This window comes from Pseudoxanthomonas suwonensis J47 (assembly GCF_000513955.1).
Taxonomy (GTDB): Bacteria; Pseudomonadota; Gammaproteobacteria; order Xanthomonadales; family Xanthomonadaceae; genus Pseudoxanthomonas; species Pseudoxanthomonas suwonensis_C.
Map to the genome: position 1 here is coordinate 52,400 of NZ_AZUZ01000006.1, position 17,241 is coordinate 69,640.

General features: G+C 71.7%; 15 protein-coding genes and 1 tRNA gene. 10 read left to right on the forward strand and 6 right to left on the reverse strand.

Features of this window, described 5'->3' with window-relative positions:
* Positions 1-494 precede the first annotated feature (494 nt).
* Positions 495-1,370: a protease HtpX gene (htpX, locus tag M503_RS0101590; protein ID WP_028919498.1), complete on the reverse strand. Its 876-nt coding sequence runs from the start codon at positions 1,368-1,370 to the stop codon at positions 495-497.
* A 92-nt stretch (positions 1,371-1,462) separates the two neighbouring features.
* Here htpX and gluQRS point away from each other — a divergent pair, with 92 nt between their 5' ends.
* The 3 genes from gluQRS to phaR are packed head-to-tail and all read left to right on the forward strand — an operon-like array spanning position 1,463 to position 3,745.
* Positions 1,463-2,410, forward strand: a complete 948-nt coding sequence (gene gluQRS / locus M503_RS15410; RefSeq protein ID WP_051414105.1) for a tRNA glutamyl-Q(34) synthetase GluQRS — start codon at positions 1,463-1,465, stop codon at positions 2,408-2,410.
* Positions 2,407-3,147 carry a beta-ketoacyl-ACP reductase gene (locus M503_RS0101600; protein ID WP_028919499.1) on the forward strand — a complete coding sequence of 247 codons (741 nt, stop codon included), beginning with the start codon at positions 2,407-2,409 and terminating at the stop codon, positions 3,145-3,147. Before gluQRS ends, M503_RS0101600 begins: the two co-directional genes overlap by 4 nt.
* A 22-nt stretch (positions 3,148-3,169) precedes the next feature.
* A complete protein-coding gene (gene phaR / locus M503_RS0101605) occupies positions 3,170-3,745 on the forward strand; it encodes a polyhydroxyalkanoate synthesis repressor PhaR (protein WP_081720897.1) in 576 nt (191 codons plus the stop codon).
* 39 nt (positions 3,746-3,784) lie between these two features.
* On the opposite strand, the gene M503_RS0101610 is transcribed toward phaR, so the two are convergent.
* Both M503_RS0101610 and M503_RS0101615 read right to left on the reverse strand, forming a co-directional pair.
* Positions 3,785-4,687, reverse strand: coding sequence for a M48 family metallopeptidase (locus M503_RS0101610; RefSeq protein ID WP_028919501.1), 903 nt, complete (start codon positions 4,685-4,687; stop codon positions 3,785-3,787).
* A 13-nt stretch (positions 4,688-4,700) separates the two neighbouring features.
* Positions 4,701-6,584 carry a formylglycine-generating enzyme family protein gene (locus M503_RS0101615; protein WP_028919502.1) on the reverse strand — a complete coding sequence of 628 codons (1,884 nt, stop codon included), beginning with the start codon at positions 6,582-6,584 and terminating at the stop codon, positions 4,701-4,703.
* Positions 6,585-6,683: 99 nt separating this feature from the next.
* Here M503_RS0101615 and rnd point away from each other — a divergent pair, with 99 nt between their 5' ends.
* The 7 genes from rnd to M503_RS0101650 all read left to right on the forward strand — a co-directional run bounded on the left by rnd (position 6,684) and on the right by M503_RS0101650 (position 12,209).
* Positions 6,684-7,778 (forward strand): ribonuclease D, encoded by a 1,095-nt coding sequence (gene rnd, locus M503_RS0101620; protein ID WP_028919503.1) that lies wholly within the window; start codon positions 6,684-6,686, stop codon positions 7,776-7,778.
* A gap of 36 nt (positions 7,779-7,814) precedes the next feature.
* A tRNA-Ala gene (locus tag M503_RS0101625) sits at positions 7,815-7,890 on the forward strand.
* Positions 7,891-8,196: 306 nt separating this feature from the next.
* Positions 8,197-9,210, forward strand: a complete 1,014-nt coding sequence (locus M503_RS15415; RefSeq protein ID WP_051414107.1) for an SGNH/GDSL hydrolase family protein — start codon at positions 8,197-8,199, stop codon at positions 9,208-9,210.
* A gap of 286 nt (positions 9,211-9,496) precedes the next feature.
* Entirely contained in the window at positions 9,497-10,252 is a 756-nt protein-coding gene (locus tag M503_RS0101635; protein ID WP_028919504.1) for a hypothetical protein, read from the forward strand.
* 33 nt (positions 10,253-10,285) lie between these two features.
* Positions 10,286-11,119: a hypothetical protein gene (locus M503_RS15420; protein WP_037060160.1), complete on the forward strand. Its 834-nt coding sequence runs from the start codon at positions 10,286-10,288 to the stop codon at positions 11,117-11,119.
* On the forward strand, positions 11,116-11,466 hold the full coding sequence (locus M503_RS17260; protein WP_028919505.1) for a hypothetical protein: 351 nt from the start codon (positions 11,116-11,118) through the stop codon (positions 11,464-11,466). The genes M503_RS15420 and M503_RS17260 overlap by 4 nt, the downstream gene beginning before the upstream one ends.
* Positions 11,467-11,504: 38 nt before the next feature.
* The gene (locus tag M503_RS0101650; protein WP_028919506.1) at positions 11,505-12,209 is read left to right on the forward strand and encodes a hypothetical protein; all 705 of its coding nucleotides are present in this window, start codon (positions 11,505-11,507) and stop codon (positions 12,207-12,209) included.
* A gap of 58 nt (positions 12,210-12,267) precedes the next feature.
* Here M503_RS0101650 and M503_RS15425 read toward each other — a convergent pair whose 3' ends face one another.
* The 3 genes from M503_RS15425 to M503_RS15430 all read right to left on the reverse strand — a co-directional run bounded on the left by M503_RS15425 (position 12,268) and on the right by M503_RS15430 (position 17,177).
* Positions 12,268-12,954: a phosphatase PAP2 family protein gene (locus tag M503_RS15425; protein ID WP_037060163.1), complete on the reverse strand. Its 687-nt coding sequence runs from the start codon at positions 12,952-12,954 to the stop codon at positions 12,268-12,270.
* A complete protein-coding gene (ispG, locus tag M503_RS0101660; RefSeq protein ID WP_028919507.1) occupies positions 12,935-14,203 on the reverse strand; it encodes a flavodoxin-dependent (E)-4-hydroxy-3-methylbut-2-enyl-diphosphate synthase in 1,269 nt (422 codons plus the stop codon). Before ispG ends, M503_RS15425 begins: the two co-directional genes overlap by 20 nt.
* 67 nt (positions 14,204-14,270) lie before the next feature.
* Positions 14,271-17,177: a bifunctional diguanylate cyclase/phosphodiesterase gene (locus tag M503_RS15430; RefSeq protein WP_037060165.1), complete on the reverse strand. Its 2,907-nt coding sequence runs from the start codon at positions 17,175-17,177 to the stop codon at positions 14,271-14,273.
* Positions 17,178-17,241 lie beyond the last annotated feature (64 nt).

Here is a 17,241-nt window from a genome sequence, read left to right on the forward strand (position 1 = left end):
GGAAGATGCTGCAGGGCACCGCCCTGGTCGCCGGCGGGCTGGCGGTACTGCTGCTGGCTGCCTGCCGCCCCGATGCACCCGAGGCCACGCCGGCCGAAACCGCCGCCAGCAGCGTCCAGGACGCCGCCGCGCCCCAACCTGCCGCTGGCGAAGCGACCCTGGACCCGGCTGCACCGCCGCCGGGCGCCACGGCCGAGGCCACCGCGGTGGTCAACACCCACTGGCAATGCGGTGACCAGCGCGTAGCCGTACGCTTCGACAATGCGGCGCAGACGGTCACCGTGGTCCACGACCGCGGCGAGATGGTCCTGCCGCAGGAGATGGCAACGAGTTCTGGACCAAGGGCCCGACCGCCACCCTCACCCTGTCCGGTACCCCTGCACGCGAGTGCAGCGAGATCGGCGCCAACGGCGCCCCCTGACCCGTCCCCGAGGCGGAAAGGAAACGGCCCCGCATTGCGGGGCCGCTCCATATCCGGAAGTCGCAAGGACCACTCAGGCGGCCGTGGCCGAGCGCAGCGCAGCGATGCGCTCGGACAGCGGTGGGTGGCTCATGAACAGCCTGCGCAGGCCCTGGCCCATGCCGCCGGCGATGCCGAAGGCCTCGACCTGCGCCGGCAGCGTGCTCTGGCCCTGGTTGAGCGACAGCCGCTCCAGCGCCGCGATCATCTTGTGGCGGCCGGCCAGCTGCGCACCGCCGGCGTCGGCGCGGAACTCGCGGCGGCGCGAGAACCACATCGCGATCATGGTCGCGAACAGGCCGAACACCATCTCCAGCACCAGGACGATGGCGAAATAGGCCATGCCGCGGCCCCCGCCCTCGCGGTTGCCGGACAGGTAGGTGTCAACGATGCCACCCACCACCCGCGCCAGCACGATCACGAAGGTATTGAGGACGCCCTGCAGCAGGGCCATGGTCACCATGTCGCCGTTGGCGACGTGGGTGATCTCGTGGCCGAGCACGGCCTCGGCCTCGTCGGCGTTCATCTGCCGCAGCAGCCCGGTGGACACCGCGACCAGCGCGTTGTTGCGGTTGGCGCCTGTGGCGAAGGCGTTGATCTCCGGCGCGTCGTACACCGCCACCTCCGGCATGCCGATGCCGGCGGCCCGGGCCTGGCGCTGCACGGTGGCCAGCAGCCAGCGCTCGGCGTCGTTGCGCGGCTGGGTGATCACCTGCGCGCCGGTGCTGCGCTTGGCCATCCACTTGGACAGCATCAGCGAGACGAAGGAACCGCCGAAGCCGAACAGCCCCGCCATGATCAGCAGCCCGCCCATCTGGCCCGGGTGCACGCCCAGGACCGACATGATGATGCCGACCAGGAACAGCACGGCGAGGTTGGTGGCGAGGAACAGCGCGATGCGGGTGAACATTGCGAAGGGTCTCCGGGAGCGTGACGGTCTGCCGGCGGTAATGGGTGCGGCATGGCTTGAAATCAAGGGCGGCGCGCCGCGACCATGCGCCGATGAGTTCCCCCGCCGACACGACACCGGTGCCGTACCGCGGCCGCTTCGCGCCCTCGCCCACCGGACCGCTGCATGCCGGATCGCTGGTGGCGGCCTTCGGCAGCTGGCTGCTGGCACGCGCCGCCGGCGGCGAGTGGCTGGTGCGGATCGAGGACATCGACCCGCCGCGCGAGGTGCCCGGCGCCGCCGACGCGCAGCTGGCCGCGCTGTCCGCGTTCGGCCTGCTCGCCGACCGCCCGCCGGTGCGGCAGAGCGAGCGCCACCACCTCTACCGCGCCGCACTCGACCGCCTGGTCGAAGCCGGCCTCGCCTTCCCCTGTGCCTGCAGCCGCAGCGAACTGGCCGCGCAGTCCGGCATCCACCGCCAGTGCGTGGGCCCGGCTTCGCGGCGCACGCCGGCCTGGCGCCTGCGCGTGCCCGACGGCAGCGTGATCGCGTTCGAGGACGGGCTGCAGGGCCCGGTGGTGCAGGACGTGGCCGCGGAGGTCGGCGACTTCCTGCTGCTGCGCGCCGACGGCTGCTGGGCCTACCAGCTGGCGGTGGTGGTGGACGACGCCGACCAGGGAATCACCGATATCGTCCGCGGCGCCGACCTGCTCGATTCGACGCCGCGGCAGATCCTGCTGCAGCGCGCGCTCGGCCTGCCCACGCCGCGCTACCTGCACCTGCCGCTGGTGCTGGACCCGGAGGGCCACAAGCTGTCCAAGTCCAGCGCCGCGCAACCGGTGGACCCGGCCGATCCGCTGCCGGCCCTGCGCCGTGCCTGGGCCCAGCTCGGCCAGGATCCGGCACCACTGGAGGGCGCCGGGAGCGTCGATGCACTGCTGCGGTGCGCGCTTCTGCACTTCGACAGGGCACGGTTGCCGGCGCGCTTGCACTTTCATCGTGCCACCACTACAACTGGCGCCGATCACCCTGAATGCGCCTCCGGAGGCACCACGTCATGAGCAGTCGCGTTGCACTGGTTACCGGCGGCACCGGCGGCATCGGCACCGCGATCTGCAGGAAGCTGGCCGACATGGGCCACCGCGTCGCGACCAACTACCGCAACCAGGAAAAGGCCCTGGCCTGGCAGGCGCAGATGAAGGCCGACGGCTACGAGGTCACCCTGGTCAAGGGCGACGTCACCTCGCCCGAGGAAGCCGAGGCGATGGTGCGCGAGATCGAGGCGAAGCTCGGCCCGGTCGAGATCCTGGTCAACAACGCCGGCATCACCCGCGACGGCACCTTCCACAAGATGACCGCCCAGCAGTGGAACGAGGTCATCAACACCAACCTCAACTCGGTGTTCAACGTCACCCGCCCGGTGATCGAGGGCATGCGCGAGCGCAAGTGGGGCCGGATCATCCAGATCAGTTCGATCAACGGTCTCAAGGGCCAGTACGGCCAGGCCAACTACGCCGCGGCCAAGGCCGGCATGCACGGCTTCACCATTTCGCTGGCGCGCGAGAACGCCAAGCTCGACATCACCGTCAACACCGTCTCGCCCGGCTACGTGGCCACGGACATGGTGATGGCGGTACCGGAAGATGTGCGCGCCAAGATCGCCGCGGACATCCCCACCGGCCGCCTCGGCCGACCCGAGGAAATCGCCTACGCGGTGGGCTTCCTGGTCGACGAACAGGCCGCCTGGATCACCGGTTCCAACCTGGACATCAACGGCGGCCACCACATGGGCTGGTGAGTGCCGGCTGGCCCCGGGACCGGTGGCAGTTGCTTCCGCTGCTGCAGTGCGCCATGCTCGGCGCCACTTGAAGTCTGCCCGCGAGCGCCCGATGGCTGCCACCCGCATCATCAAGAAATACCCGAACCGCCGGCTTTACGACACCGAGATCTCCAGCTACATCACCATCGAGGACGTGCGCCAGCTGATCCTGGACGGCGAATCCTTCGAGGTCCGCGACGCCAAGAGCGGCGAGGACCTGACCCGTTCAGTCCTGCTGCAGATCATCGCCGAGCAGGAACAGGACGGCGAACCGATGCTGTCGACCCAGCTGCTGAGCCAGATCATCCGGTTCTACGGCGATTCGCTGCAGGGCTTCATGGGCAACTACCTCGAGCGCAGCATGCAGCTGTTCCTCGAGCAGCAGCAGACCTTCCGCCAGCAGATGGGCAACCTGCTCGGGCAGACGCCGTGGACGGCGATGAACCAGCTGACCGAGCGCAACCTCGAGATGTGGCAGGAATTCCAGCGCAGCCTGGCCGCCAACCTCGGCCGCCCCACCGGGACCGGCCGCGGCGAACCCGAACGCGGCAGCGGCACCGGCGGCAAGCGCCGCTGACAGCATGGTCCCTCTCCCGGAGGGAGAGGGTGCAGCGGGCTACTGCCTGCAGAACTTCTCGCGGTACGCCTGTGCCTTGGGCATGAGCGACTGCAGGGTCTGGATGCGGGTGCCCGGGTTCGGGTGGGTCGAGGCGAACTCCGGCGGCGCCTGGCCGCCCGAGGCGCCGGACATGCGCTCCCACAGGCCGATCGCCTCGTTCGGGTCGTAGCAGGCCGCGGCGGCCAGCATCAGCCCGACCTCGTCGGCCTGGGTCTCGTGGGTGCGTGCATACGGCAGCAGGTAGCCGTAGCCCATCGCCGCCATCACCATCTGCTGCTGTTGCGGGTCCATGCCGCTGGCCGCGCCGGCCATCTGCCCGATCTGCGCCAGCTTCTGCTGGCTCATGCGCTGGGCGCCGTGGCGCAGCAGCGCGTGGGCGATCTCGTGGCCCATCACCACCGCCATCGCGTCCTGGGTCTGCGCCACCGGGATCAGTCCTGTATACACCGCCATCTTGCCGCCGGGCAGGCAGAAGGCGTTGGCCTGGTCGGACGGGATCACGTTGACGTCCCACTCGAACTGGCGCCAGTGCTCCGGCGCGGCCATGCCGTGCTCGGCGGCCAGTTCCGCGGTGACTTCCGGGACCTTGTCGATCAGCCGCTGGGCGATCGCGGTGATCTGCTGCGAGGTCCGGTCGGACTTCGGCAGCGGCCGCTCCTGCGAGAGGATCTCCTGGTAGGCCTGCAGGCCCATCGCCCGCTCCTGCTCGGGCCCGATCGAGCCGTCGATCAGCACGGTCTCGCCGGTGTACGGATCCTGGGTGCGGTTGGAGAAGTAGTAGCAGCCGCCGTAGACGAGGAAGCCCAGCAGGACCAGCCAGCGCAGGCCGCCCAGGCCGGAACCGCGGCGCCGCGGCGCCTGGCCCTGGCGCCCTGCCTGTCCGAACGGATCCTGTCGCATCGCCCCTCTCCTCTCAGATGCCGCGCACCAGGCGGAAGCCGACGCGCGCGCTGGTCATGTCCGAATCCATCGACGCCCGCCAGGCCGACCGGGTCTGCGCCGGCGACCCGGACCATACCCCGCCGCGGATCACGCGGGACCGGCAGCCCGGATTGAACCACGGCGCGCCATCGGCCGGCGCGCGCCGGTAGCTCGCGTGCCAGCAGTCGGCGACCCATTCGCTGACATTGCCGGCCAGGTCGTGAAGGCCCCATGCATTGGGCTTGAACCGGCCGGCCGGGGCCGGTCCCCAGTAGCCGTCGCCGAAACCGACGAAGGCGTTGTTCCAGGTGCGCCCGCTCGGCGAGACGTCGTTGGCCCCGGCGAAGTTGCCGCTGCCTTCCGGCGGGGTACCGTCGTCGCCCCAGGGATAACGGCCGTCGCCGCCGGCGCGCAGCGCGTATTCGAATTCCGCTTCGCTGGGCAGGCGGTAGTGGCGCCCGGTCTGCTGCGACAGCCAGGCCGCGTAGGCCTCCGCGTCGCGCACGCTGACATGCAGCACCGGGTCGTTGGGCGCGGCGGGCCTGCCGTCGTAGCCGGAGCGCCAGTCCACCCCGCTGCGGCGGACGAAGTTGCCGCTGCGTTCGTCGTAGACGATGGAGTTGCCGCGCCGGGTCGCGCGCGGACGCGCGCCGGCCTGGGCGACGAAGCGCCCGAACTCGGCCACGGTGACCTCGGTCAGCGACATGGCGAAGCCGCGGTCGAAGCGCACGTAGTGCGCCGGCTTCTCCGCTGCCGCGGCGCCCGGTTCGCTGTCCAGCGCGCCCATGCGGAAGCCGCCGTGCGGCACCACCACCATCTGTGGTCCGCGGCTGCCGTCGGCCAGCGCGTCGGTGAACACCTGCCCCGGCCGGAACACGCCGTAGTGGGTGGCCAGGTCGATGCGTTCGCGCAACTGCGCCGCGACCGGGTCGCCGGGCGCGGCGATGCGCAGGATGTCATCCAGCCGCATGCGCGCCTGGCGCAGGCCGCCGATGCCGCCATCGCCCAGGTCGCGCAGGGCGGCATCGCGCAGCGCGGCGATGCGCGCGGCACGCAGCGACTCCACCCGCTGGCGCGCATCGGCCACCGCGCCGGCGGCGTCCTCGCGCACCGCATGGGCATGGCCGAGCCAGCGCTCGGCCTCGGCGAAGTCGAAGCGGGAGGCGGCATCGCCGGCGCGGCGCAGCGCCGCGCTCTCCACCGCCGCACGTCCCTGCAGGGCGCGCGGATCGTCCGCGCGCAGCGCCAGCGCATCGCGGAACCAGGCCAGCGCCCCGTCGCCCTGTTCGCCGAGGCGGCCGGCGCGCAGGTCGTCCTCGCCGGCACGGTTGAGCCCGTCCAGCCGCCGCGCCAGTTCCACGTCGCGCTGCAGGGCGACCACGGCAGCGTCCCCGGCCGCGACCGCACGGGCGACTTCGGCCAGCTGCGAGGCCCGGGCCAGCGCATCCGGATCCTCCTCCGCGGCGGCCAGTGCCGCCCGCGCCTCCCGCAGCACCTGCGCCTGCGCGCGCTGCAGGCCGCGCCGGGCGGCGCGGTCCTTCGGATCGGAGCCGGCCAGGGCAAGGTAGATCGGCACCGCCGCCTGCGCGTCCTCGAACAGGCGGCCGTCTTCCAGTGCCCCGGCAGCCTGCGCGAGCAGGGCCGCGCGGTCGGCGCCCTCCAGCTCTACCTCAGGTGGGGTCCAGGCGCTGACCACGGCCTCGCTCTCGTCGCCGCGCACGGTCACGCTGGGCGACGCGCCCGGCGCCGGATCCGGGCCCGCTTCCGCGGCCCCGGGTGCCTGCGCGGGGGCCGGCGCGCCGGCTTCGGGCGCGCGGCCGCAGGCGGCGGCCAGCAGCAGCGTGGTCCACAGCAATGCCCGTATGCCCGTGCGCAAGATCCAGATCCCTCCGTTGAACCGTCCCAGCCGGTTTGACGTTAGGCTATCCCGCCCCCCAGGGGCAACGAAGCAACAGCCCCAGACCACGGAACCCACGTGTCAGAACCCCTCTGGATCGACCAGCCCGGCGAACTCCTGCGCCGGCTCCAGGATGCGCCGCCGCGCATCGGCCTGGATACCGAATTCATCCGCGAACGCACCTACTGGCCGCGCCTGGCGCTGGTGCAGATGGCGGTCGGCGACGACATCCTGCTGGTCGACCCGCTGGTCCCCGGCATGGCCGAGGCGCTGGCCGCCTGGCTCGATGCCCCGCACGTGCTCAAGGTGATGCACAGCGCCAGCGAGGACCTGATCGCGCTGCGCTGCACCTGCGGCACCCTGCCGAAGCCGATGTTCGACACCCAGGTCGCCGCCGCGATCGCCGGCATGGGCGCAGGCATGGGCTACCAGAAGCTGGTCGAACAGATCACCGGCGTGACCCTGCCCAAGGGCGAGACCCGCTCGGACTGGCTGCGCCGCCCGCTCAGCGCCGCCCAGCTCGAGTACGCCGCCGACGACGTGCGCCACCTCGACGCGCTGTACGCGGCCACCTCCGGCCGGCTGCGCGAACTCGACCGCGAGGACTGGCTGGCCGAGGACGTCGAGCGCGCGCTGGCTACCGCCAGCCGCGACGAAGGCGAAACCTGGCCGCACCTGTCGCTGCGCTCGGCGCAGTTCCTCGACGCCCCCGGCCAACGCCGCCTGCTGCGCCTGCTGCGCTGGCGCGAGCGCCATGCCCGCGAGCACGACCTGCCGCGCAGCTGGGTGCTGGACAACGAACTGGCGGTGCTGCTGTCGCGCGATCCGCCGGCCGACGCGCGCGCCCTGCAGCAACGCCTCGACGCCATGCCGAAGGCGCCGCGCAAGCTGGCCAGCGCGCTGTGGCAGGCCATCTCCACCCCGCTGGCCGACGAGGACGCGATGCCCGCGCCCGCCGGCGACCCGGACCGCAACGCGCTGCGGCGCCTGCAGGACGCCGTGGCCAGGCGCAGCGCCGAGCTGTCACTGCCAGACGGCGTGCTCGCCTCGCGCCGCCACCTGGAGTCGCTGCTCGACGGCGGGCAGTGGCCGCCGGCGCTGCAGGGCTGGCGCCGGCGCGAACTTGAACCGGCGTTGTCCCCCCTGTTGGCAGGCGGCTCCGGGTCGGGCTAGAATTGCGTCCTCGCACAGGTTCGCCGATGCGACCGTGGGGCCATAGCTCAGCTGGGAGAGCGCGTCGTTCGCAATGACGAGGTCGGGAGTTCGATCCTCCCTGGCTCCACCAAATACCAGAAGGCCCGGGCATTGCCCGGGCCTTTGTCTTTTCCGGCTCCCGCACCACGCAGACACGGGCGCCGCCGATGCAGGATGATGCGGCGGTCACCGGCCACGCCCTGCCCGCATGAAGCCCCTCCTCCTCGCGCTGCTGCTTGGTATCGCGGCGGCCCCCGCCGCACCGGCACGGGTTGATTCGCCGCAGTCCGGACCGGTTGCCCGGACAAGGCCAGAGGCCGCATCCGCGGCTGTCCTTTCGACATGCACGGATTCCGGGTGTGCAGCTCTTGCCCGGGCTACGGAGGCTGCGGCGCCTGTGCACACCGGCAGTCGCGTGCTGCGCGACGGCGCCGGGTATGTGTACCAGTGGCCCGGTCTCTATTTCGAAACCGCGTTCCATGGCCAGGCGATCGCCTTCGCGATCGGGCCGGGCGAAGTGATCCTGCACGTGCGCGTCGACGGGGAACCCGTGGCCACGCTGGCCAGCCCCGCGCCCGGCGTGTACCGCGTGGACGGACTGGCCGATGCACCGCATACCGTACGCATCGATATCGCGACCGAACACCAGGCCGGGCCGAAGCGCTTCGACGGCTTCCTGCTGCCGCCGGGCAGCCGCGCCCCGTCCCTGCCCCGGCGCGAAGCGAGGATCGAGTTCGTCGGCGACTCGCACACCGTCGGCTACGGCAACCTCTCCGCTACGCGCGACTGCAGCGAGGCGGAAGTCTGGCAACGCACCGACAACACCCGCGCCTTCGGCCCGCTGCTGGCCCGCCACTACGGCGCCGACTACCGGATCAGCGCGATCTCCGGCCGCGGCGTGGTGCGCAACTACGCTGGCGGGGCGGGCCGCACGCTGCCGCAGGCCTGGCCCTACGTGCTGCTGGACGGCGACGCGGTCGCGGACGACGACTGGGATCCGCAGGCGATCGTGGTCGCGCTGGGCACCAACGACTTCTCCACGCCGCTGCACCCGGGCGAACGCTGGCCCGACGCGGAAGCCCTGCGTGCGGACTTCATCGCCCGCTACGCCGGCTTCCTGCGTGCGTTGCGCGCGCGGCATCCGCACGCCTACCTGCTGGTGTGGGCCACCGCGCTGCACGAGGGCCGGATCAGCGCGGCGGCCCAGGCTGCCGTCGCGGAGCTGCGCGATTCGGGCGAGACGCGGATCGGCTTCGTCGAGGTCGACGGCCTGGACATGGGCGGCTGCCACTTCCATCCATCGCTCGCCGACCACGCACGTATCGCCAGCCTGCTGATGGCCCACCTCGACGCGCATGCCGGTCCGTGGACGGCCGTGCCCGACCCCGGAAGCTCCGGCCCGGACCGGTGAGCCTCCCCGGATGACCCGGCTTCCGGTCGTCGGCAATCGCGCTGCACCCCCCATCGAATCCGGCCCTGCCTGGGTCCGGTGGCGCGCGCTCGCGCCGTAGCCGGGCCGGTGGCCGGACGCCGCCCGCATTCGCAGAGCCGCATCCGGGGCGCAGCACCCTTTGCAAATCAACGAATTGCAATCCGTTTGAATTTGGTTTGCGAGTCGTGGGGACAGGTTTGCCCTGCCCGCCGCAGCTTCTCCGACCAGACGCCAGCACACGGCGCCACGGAACGGGGGACCCGGCATGCGGGGCAGGATCATCCACTACAGCGATCGCGACGGACGCGGCCTGATCGCCGCCGGCAACCGCCAGTTCCCGTTCGCGATCCGGCAGTGGCACAGCGGGATCGCCCCCGCGGTGAACCAGGTCGTCGAGCTGACCCTGGCCGGCGACGCGCTGCAGTCGGTGGCCCTGGTGCCGGGCCACGTGCGGGTCCGGGAGCGTGCCAGGCAACTGGCCAGGACGCTGGCGGATGCCCTCGGCCGATCCACGCCCGATGCCGGCGGCGTCCCGACGCCGGCCGTGGCACGCGGCCCAGACGCACGGCTGCTGGCCGCCTATGCGCTGTTCGCCCTGTCCGCGCTGCTGCTGCCCTTCGTTTCGGTCGCTGCCGCATCCGGAGCAGGCGTCCGCAGCTTCACCCTGTTTGGACTGGCCGGAGCCTCGCCGGCACCTGGCGTACCCGTGTCCGGTGCGTACCTGCCGGTGCTGGCGATGCTCTCGTTCGCGCTGCCGCTGGCCTGGCGCAGCCGCGCCGCCTGGCTGGCCCTGCTGCTGCCGCTGCTGGCCACGCTCAAACCCCTCTTCGACATCTTCGGCGCCACCGCCCGCGCGACCCGTGCCATGGGCGATGTCCCGGGTACGGATCCCGGCCAGCAGGTCGCGGACCCGCTGGCCGCCCTGCCCTGCATCGGCACAGGCGCCTGGGCCTGCCTGCTGGCGGCGCTGTTCATCGCGTTCGCCGGCCTGAAACGCGCCTTCCCTGTCCACCGCCCCTGAGCCCCAACCGACCGCTTCACCCAAGGAGGAACCATGAAGACGAAACAGCTGTCCCTCGCCCTGCTGGCCGCGCTGGCCCTGGTCGCCTGCGGAAAGCGGGAAGGCAAGCCCGCGGCCGGTGCCGCGGACGCCACGCCCGGCGAACAGCCGGAGCAAGCGGGAGCGCCGGCCACCGCCGCCGCGGCCAGGCCCGCGCTGCCGCAGCCGGATGCCTCGCGCCCGCTGTCGGCCTACCCGGAGCTCAAGAGCGGCAACCAGGTGATGTTCCATTACGTCGCCGCGTCGAAGCTGCCGCCGGACTTCGCCAAGCTCGCCGAGGCGTACTCCCAGGAGTACCGCCGCACCAGCGACAGCTTCCGCCGGAACGACCTGCTGCAGGCGATCACGCCGCAGCTGGAGGCGCAGATCGCCGCCGCCCAGGCCAATCCCTACGGCTGGATGGAAGTGTCCGACGCCGACCTGGGGCCGTACGACTTCGCCCGCAAGGGTTTCCCCGTCGGCGAGTTCAGCGATTCGCGCCACCGCTACTTCTACGACAACAGCGCCTACACCCTGGGCTGGGCCAACTACGCGCAGCTGGCCTTCGTGCCGGTGCCCGAGGAAGCGCTCGCCCGCCAGATCGAGGCCATGCGCGGCAACTACGGGAACAAGCCGCGGCTGAAGGTGTACTTCTTCGCCCAGTCCGCCGACCTCAACAACCAGCGGGTCGAGGCGCTGGTCACCCGCGTGCAGGTCACCGACAAGGCCAAGCGGGTGCTGGTGGAGTACGGGCCCGACGGCAGCGTGTCGGCGCAGGCGGCGAAGAAGGACGAGGAGTGCTACGACGCCGCCGCGTGCGCCGCCGCGCTGTTCGGAGGTGCGCCGTGAACCAGGTCGCCAGCCAGGAGCGCCCGCCGCAGGACGGCGAGGCCCTCGTCGCCCACGAACTCGCCCTGCGCCGCGCGCGCCGCGAGGCCGCCGAGCGCGATACGCGCGGGATTTCCACCACGTTCAAGGTGCTGACCGGGATCCTCCTCGCCGGCTCGCTCGTCCCGGTGATCGGCATCTTCTCCCTGCTCGCCGGGATCTTCACCGGCGCGATCGGCGCGCTCGTCCTGTTCCTCAAGGGCAACGGCGGCGGCGCGGTCAGGCAGCTGCTGCTGACCGTGCTCGGCGCACTGGCCGGCGTCGTCGCCTGGGCGGTCGTCACCTTCGTGCTGCTGGTCGCGGCCTGAATCCACGTGCGCGCCCTTCCACGAACCGGAGAACCACGATGAATTCCAAGACCGCCCGTCGCGGCCTGCTGTTCCTGGCGCTGGCCGCCACCCTTCCCGCGCACGCGCAGACCGCGGCCCAGCTGAAGCAGGAGAACGAACGCCTGCGCCAGGAACTGCAGGCGCTGCAGTCGAAGTGCGCGGCCACCGACCAGCACGCCGGCGCCCGCTGGAAGCACGACGCCCTCGAAGCGCGCCTGGACGCCCTCCGCGTCGGCTTCGACAGCCGGCATTCGCGGGCCACCGTCACCGCGACGATCACCCTGCGCAACACCGGCACCACGCCGCTGGTCCTCAACTACCAGTTCGGCTCCTGGATGGCGACCGACAGCCACGGCTACCGGTACGAAACGCACCTGGAGCTGGACTCGCGCTACGGCACGGTCAAGGGCATCCCGGTGGCCAGCAGCAGCCGGGCCGACACCTCGGCGGTGATCATGCCTGGCGGCACGCGCACGGTGACCATCGCCGCGCGGCGCACCATGGCGCGGGGGCAGACGCCGGGCGACGCCTTCGACCTCAATGCCACCTTCGTGCAGTTCGAGGACCTGGGCCAGGGCCGCATCCGCAAGGTCCGCGATTTCCCGGTCGCCTTCACCAACGTCGGCGCGAGTTCGGGCGGTTCCTCCGCGCTTTCCGGCGGCAAGGCCCCGGCCCTGCTCGACAGGGCGGCCGACAAGCTGCTCGACCGCTTCGGCCGCTAGGTATCAGAAGCCGCGCCCGGTGCAACGCATCGGGCACGGCGCCCATCCAGCGGTGGCGCTAGTGGCGCCGCCGCCACGGCCGGCGCGCGCGGAACAGCACCAGGTAGACCCCGGAGGCCCAGGCCAGGCCGGCGGCCCAGCCGCCGAGCACGTCGGACGGGTAATGCACGCCCAGGTACATGCGCGACACCCCGACCATGCCGGTGAACAGCGCCGCCAGCAGCAGCACCGGCCAGCGCCAGCGCGTGTGCCAGGCCAGCAGCACCACGACCGCGGCCAGCGTCGCCGAACCCATGGCGTGGCCGCTGGGGAAACTGAAGGTGGTTTCCGGCGCGATCGAATCCCACAGCGAGGGACGCTCGCGCTGGAAGAACTGCTTGGTGCCCAGGTTCAGCAGCGCCGAACCGATGAAGGACACGCTGGCGAACGCCGCCTCGCGCCAGCGCCGCGCCAGCAGCAGGCCCAGGGCGATGGCGATGTCCAGCGGCACCACGCCGTAGCGATAGCCGGCCAGGCTGAACCAGACGAACACCCGGTCCAGCAGCGGCGAGGTCCATGCGTGCACGCGCAGCAGCAGCGCGTCGTCGAAGACCAGCGCCTCCATTTCATGGATCTCGTCGGCCAGCTCGGCGAACAGCCACAGCGGCAGCAGCAGGCCGACGAACAGCAGCGCCAGCCGGCGCCAGCGGCCGCGCAGCGCGGCAAGGACCGACCGGGCCTGCGGCTCAGCCGGCCTTCCGTGCATAGCGCGTGTCGACGTACTCGTCGATCAGGGCCACGAACTCGGCGGCGATGTTCTCGCCCTTGAGCGTGACCTTCTTCTCGCCGTCGACGAACACCGGTGCCGAGGGCGCCTCGCCGGTGCCCGGCAGGGAAATGCCGATGTTGGCGTGGCGCGATTCGCCCGGGCCGTTGACCACGCAGCCCATCACCGCCAGCGACAGGTTCTCCGCGCCCGGGTGCGAGATGCGCCATTCCGGCATCTTCGCCCGCACGTGCTCCTGCACGGTCTTGGCCAGCTCCTGGAAGAAGGTGCTGGTGGTGCGGCCGCAACCCGGGCAGGCGGTGACCATCGGGGTGAAGGCGCGCTGGCCGGTGGTCTGCAGCAGTTCCTGCGCCACCACCACCTCGGCGGTGCGCGGCTGGCCCGGTTCCGGGGTCAGCGAGATGCGGATGGTGTCGCCGATGCCTTCCTGCAGCAGCACCGCCAGCGCCGCGCTGGAGGCGACGATGCCCTTGCTGCCGATGCCGGCTTCGGTCAGGCCCAGGTGCAGGGCGTAGTCGCTGCGCGAGGCCAGGTCGCGGTACACCGCGATCAGTTCCTGCACGCCGCTGACCTTGCAGCTGAGCACGATGCGGTCGGCGGGCAGGCCCAGTTCCACCGCGCGGTCGGCCGAATCCAGCGCCGAGCGGATCAGCGCCTCGCGCAGCACCCGCCCGGCGTCCCAGGGCTCGGCGCGCTGGCTGTTCTCGTCCATCAGCCGCGCGGCCAGGGCCTGGTCCAGCGAGCCCCAGTTGGCGCCGATCCGCACCGGCTTGCCGTACTCGATCGCCTTCTCGATGATCGAGGCGAACTGGGTGTCCTTCTTCTTGCCGAAGCCGACGTTGCCGGGGTTGATCCGGTACTTGGCCAGGGCCTCGGCGCAGGCCGGCTCGGCGGCCAGCAGCTGGTGGCCGTTGTAGTGGAAGTCGCCGATCAGGGGCACGTCGACGCCCATCATCAGCAGCTTCTCGCGGATCCGCGGGATCGCCGCCGCCGCCTCCGGCGTGTTCACGGTCAGGCGCACCAGCTCCGAACCGGCGCGCCACAGCTCGGCCACCTGCTTCACCGAGGACGCCACGTCCGCGGTGTCGGTATTGGTCATCGACTGCACCACCACCGGCGCGCCGCCACCGACGGCGATGCCGCCGACCATGACCTTGCGGGTGGAACGGCGCGGCCAGGGGCCGATCGAGGCGGGGGGCGTGGGCTGGGTGACGGCGTCGTGCTGCATGTGCGCATTCTAGACGCCCGCGGGCAACGGCGCCCGAACCGCGGGCCCGAAGGGCCGCTCCGGCGGCTCAGCCCTGGCGGCGCGGCGAGGGCCGGCCGAGCAGGAAGCCCTGCCCGCAGCGGCAGCCCAGCTCGGCGAGGATGTCGCGCTGGGCGGCGGTTTCCACGCCTTCGCCCACCGTCTCGATGCCGAGGGTGCCGGCCAGGGCCAGGATCGCGCGGACCAGGGCCAGGCTCTCCTGGCGGCCGCCATCGGCGTCCAGGCCCGCGACGAAGCTGCGGTCGATCTTCAGGCCAGAGATCGGGAAGCGGTGCAGGTAGGACAGCGCCGAGAAACCGGTGCCGAAGTCGTCCAGCAGGGCCAGCACGCCGTGCTCGCGCAGGGTGTTGAGGATGCGCAGGGTGCGCGGCGCGTCGTCGAGCAGCGCGACCTCGGTGATCTCCACCCGCAGCCGCGCCGGGTCGGCGTCGACCGCGTGCAGCAGGCCGAGCAGGCGGTCGGCGAAGTCCGGCGAGCGGAAATGCCGCGGCGAGACGTTCACCGAGACATAGCCGGAACCGTCGCGGGCCAGTTCGCTGATCACCTGCTCGTACAGCTGCCAGTCGACCTGCTCGATCAGCCCGCTCTCCTCGCCCAGGGCGATGAATTCGGCCGGTGGCAGCAGGCCACGGCGCTCGTGCTGCCAGCGCAGCAGCGCCTCGTGGCCGACCACCACGCCGTCCTCCAGGCGCACGATCGGCTGGTAGTACGGCAGGAAGTCGCGGTTCTTGATCGCCCGGCGCAGGTCCGCCTCCAGGTCCAGGCTGCGCACCGCCTGCTCGCGCATCGCCTCGTCGAAGATCGCGTAGCAGTCGCGGCCCTCGTTCTTGGCGCGGTACATCGCAGCGTCGGCGTCGCGCAGCAGTTCCTCGCCGGACTCGTAGCGCGGGTGCCACAGGGCGATGCCCATGCTCGCCGAGGGGAACAGCTCGCGCCCGGCCACCCACAGCGGGCGGCCGATCAGGGCCAGCAGCCGCGGCGCCAGGTCGCGCACGCTGTCGCCGCCGTCCGGGCAGCTGACCAGGATCGCGAACTCGTCGCCGCCGAGGCGCGCGACCACGTCGTCGGCGCGCATCGCCGAAACGATCCGCTTGGCCACCCCGACCAGCAGCTCGTCGCCGGCGGCGTGGCCGATGGAGTCGTTGACCAGCTTGAACCGGTCCAGGTCCAGGAACAGCACCGCGAACGGCATGCCGTCGCCGTGGCGCGCGCGGCCGATCGCGCTGGCCATGCAGTCCAGCAGGCAGGCGCGGTTCGGCAGGCCGGTCAGCGCGTCGTGCAGGGCCTGGTGGGTGAGCCGCTGTTCGGCGCGGACGCGCTCGGCGATCTGCGCGACCAGCTGCTCGTTGGCCTTCTCCAGCTCCTTGGTGCGCTCGATCACGCGGCGCTCCAGCTCGGCGTGGGCGGCGCGCAGGCGTTCCTGGGCGCGCTGCCGGGCCAGGCCGTTGCTGATGTTGTGGGCGACGAACGCGAGCAGGCGCTGGTCGTCGGTGGTGAAGCGGATCCCCGGGGTGTAGCTCTGCACCACGATCACGCCGACGACCTCGCCGTCGCGGTGCAGCGGCACGCCCAGCCAGCTGTAGGCACGGATCCCGTACTCGTGGACCTCGCCGGCGGCGACCAGGCGGTCGATGCTGTCGCGGTCGGCCAGCAGCGCCTCGCGCTTGCGCAGCACGTATTCGGTCAAGCCATTGCTGAGCCGGCGGGTCGGGCGATGGTCGCCGTTCTCGTCGACCGAGTACTCGAACTCGATCGACTGCTGGTCCTCGGTGAACAGCGCGATGTAGAAGTTGCGCGCGTAGATCAGCTCGTCGACCGCGGCGTGGACCTTGGCGTAGTACTGGTCCAGCGAGTCCGAGCTCATCGCCATCTCGGTGATGCGGAACAGCGCGTGCTGCAGGCGCTCGGCGCGCTGGCGCTCGACCACCTCGTCCTGCAGCTCGCGGTTGGCGTACTGCAGCTCGATCGTGCGCTCGCGCACGCGCCGCTCCAGCTCGGCCTGGGCCTGGCGCCGGTCCAGCGTGGTCAGCACGTGCTGGGCGACGTAGCCCAGCAGGGCGCGGTCCTCGTCGGTATAGCTGGCCGGGCGGTCGTAGCTCTGCACCACGATCGCGCCGCAGACCTTGTCGCCGCGCTTCATCGGCACGCCCAGCCAGTCCTGGCTGTCCGGGCCCTGCGCCTCGCTGTACTGGATCTGCAGGGTGCGCCGGATCAGGGTGGACGGTCCGCGCAGCGCGTTGCCGTGGCGCAGCAGGGCGAAGGTGAGGCTGTTGGGCATCTCGCGTTCGGTCCACTCCTGCTCCGGGTCGGGCTGGTAGTCGTCGACCCCGTCGGCGAAATAGATGAAGCGGACCGACTCGCGCTCCTCGTCGTAGGTGACGATGTAGCAGTTGGGCGCGTACATCAGCGAGCCGATGATGTCGTGCAGGCGCTTGAGCATCTCGCCCATCTCGACCTCGGCGCTGGCCAGCTCGGCGATCTCGAACAGCGCCTGCTGCAGGCGGCGCGAGGTCTCCAGGCGTTCCATCCGCGCCCGCGCGCGGGCCGAGTCCATCGCCGAATCCAGCAGGGCGCGGGCGCTGGCCATCCATGCGGTGGACCTGGAACGCTCCATCGCCGCCGGCAGCTTGGCCAGCAGGCACAGGCGCGCGTCTTCCTCGTCGCTCCACGACAGTGCCAGCGTGTCCGGCCCGGCCTCCAGCGGCGAGACCCCGGCTAGCGCCAGTTCCATCCGCTGGGTGGCCCCGGCCAGCGCCGGCGGTTCGGTCAGCACGTGGGTGCCGAGCACGGCGTCGGACCAGCCCAGCACGACCTCGGCGTCGTCCGGCAACTGCGCGTGCAGCACCGCGAGCGCGCGCAACAGCGGCGCGCGCGCGATCGGATACGCCTGCAGCACCGTTCCCGGCGCGTCTTCGGCTGTGCTGGCCTGGCTCATTCAGGTCCGGTCCGGGAACCCCGGCCCCCAGCATAACGTTCCAGCGGCAACTTGCGCGCGGTGG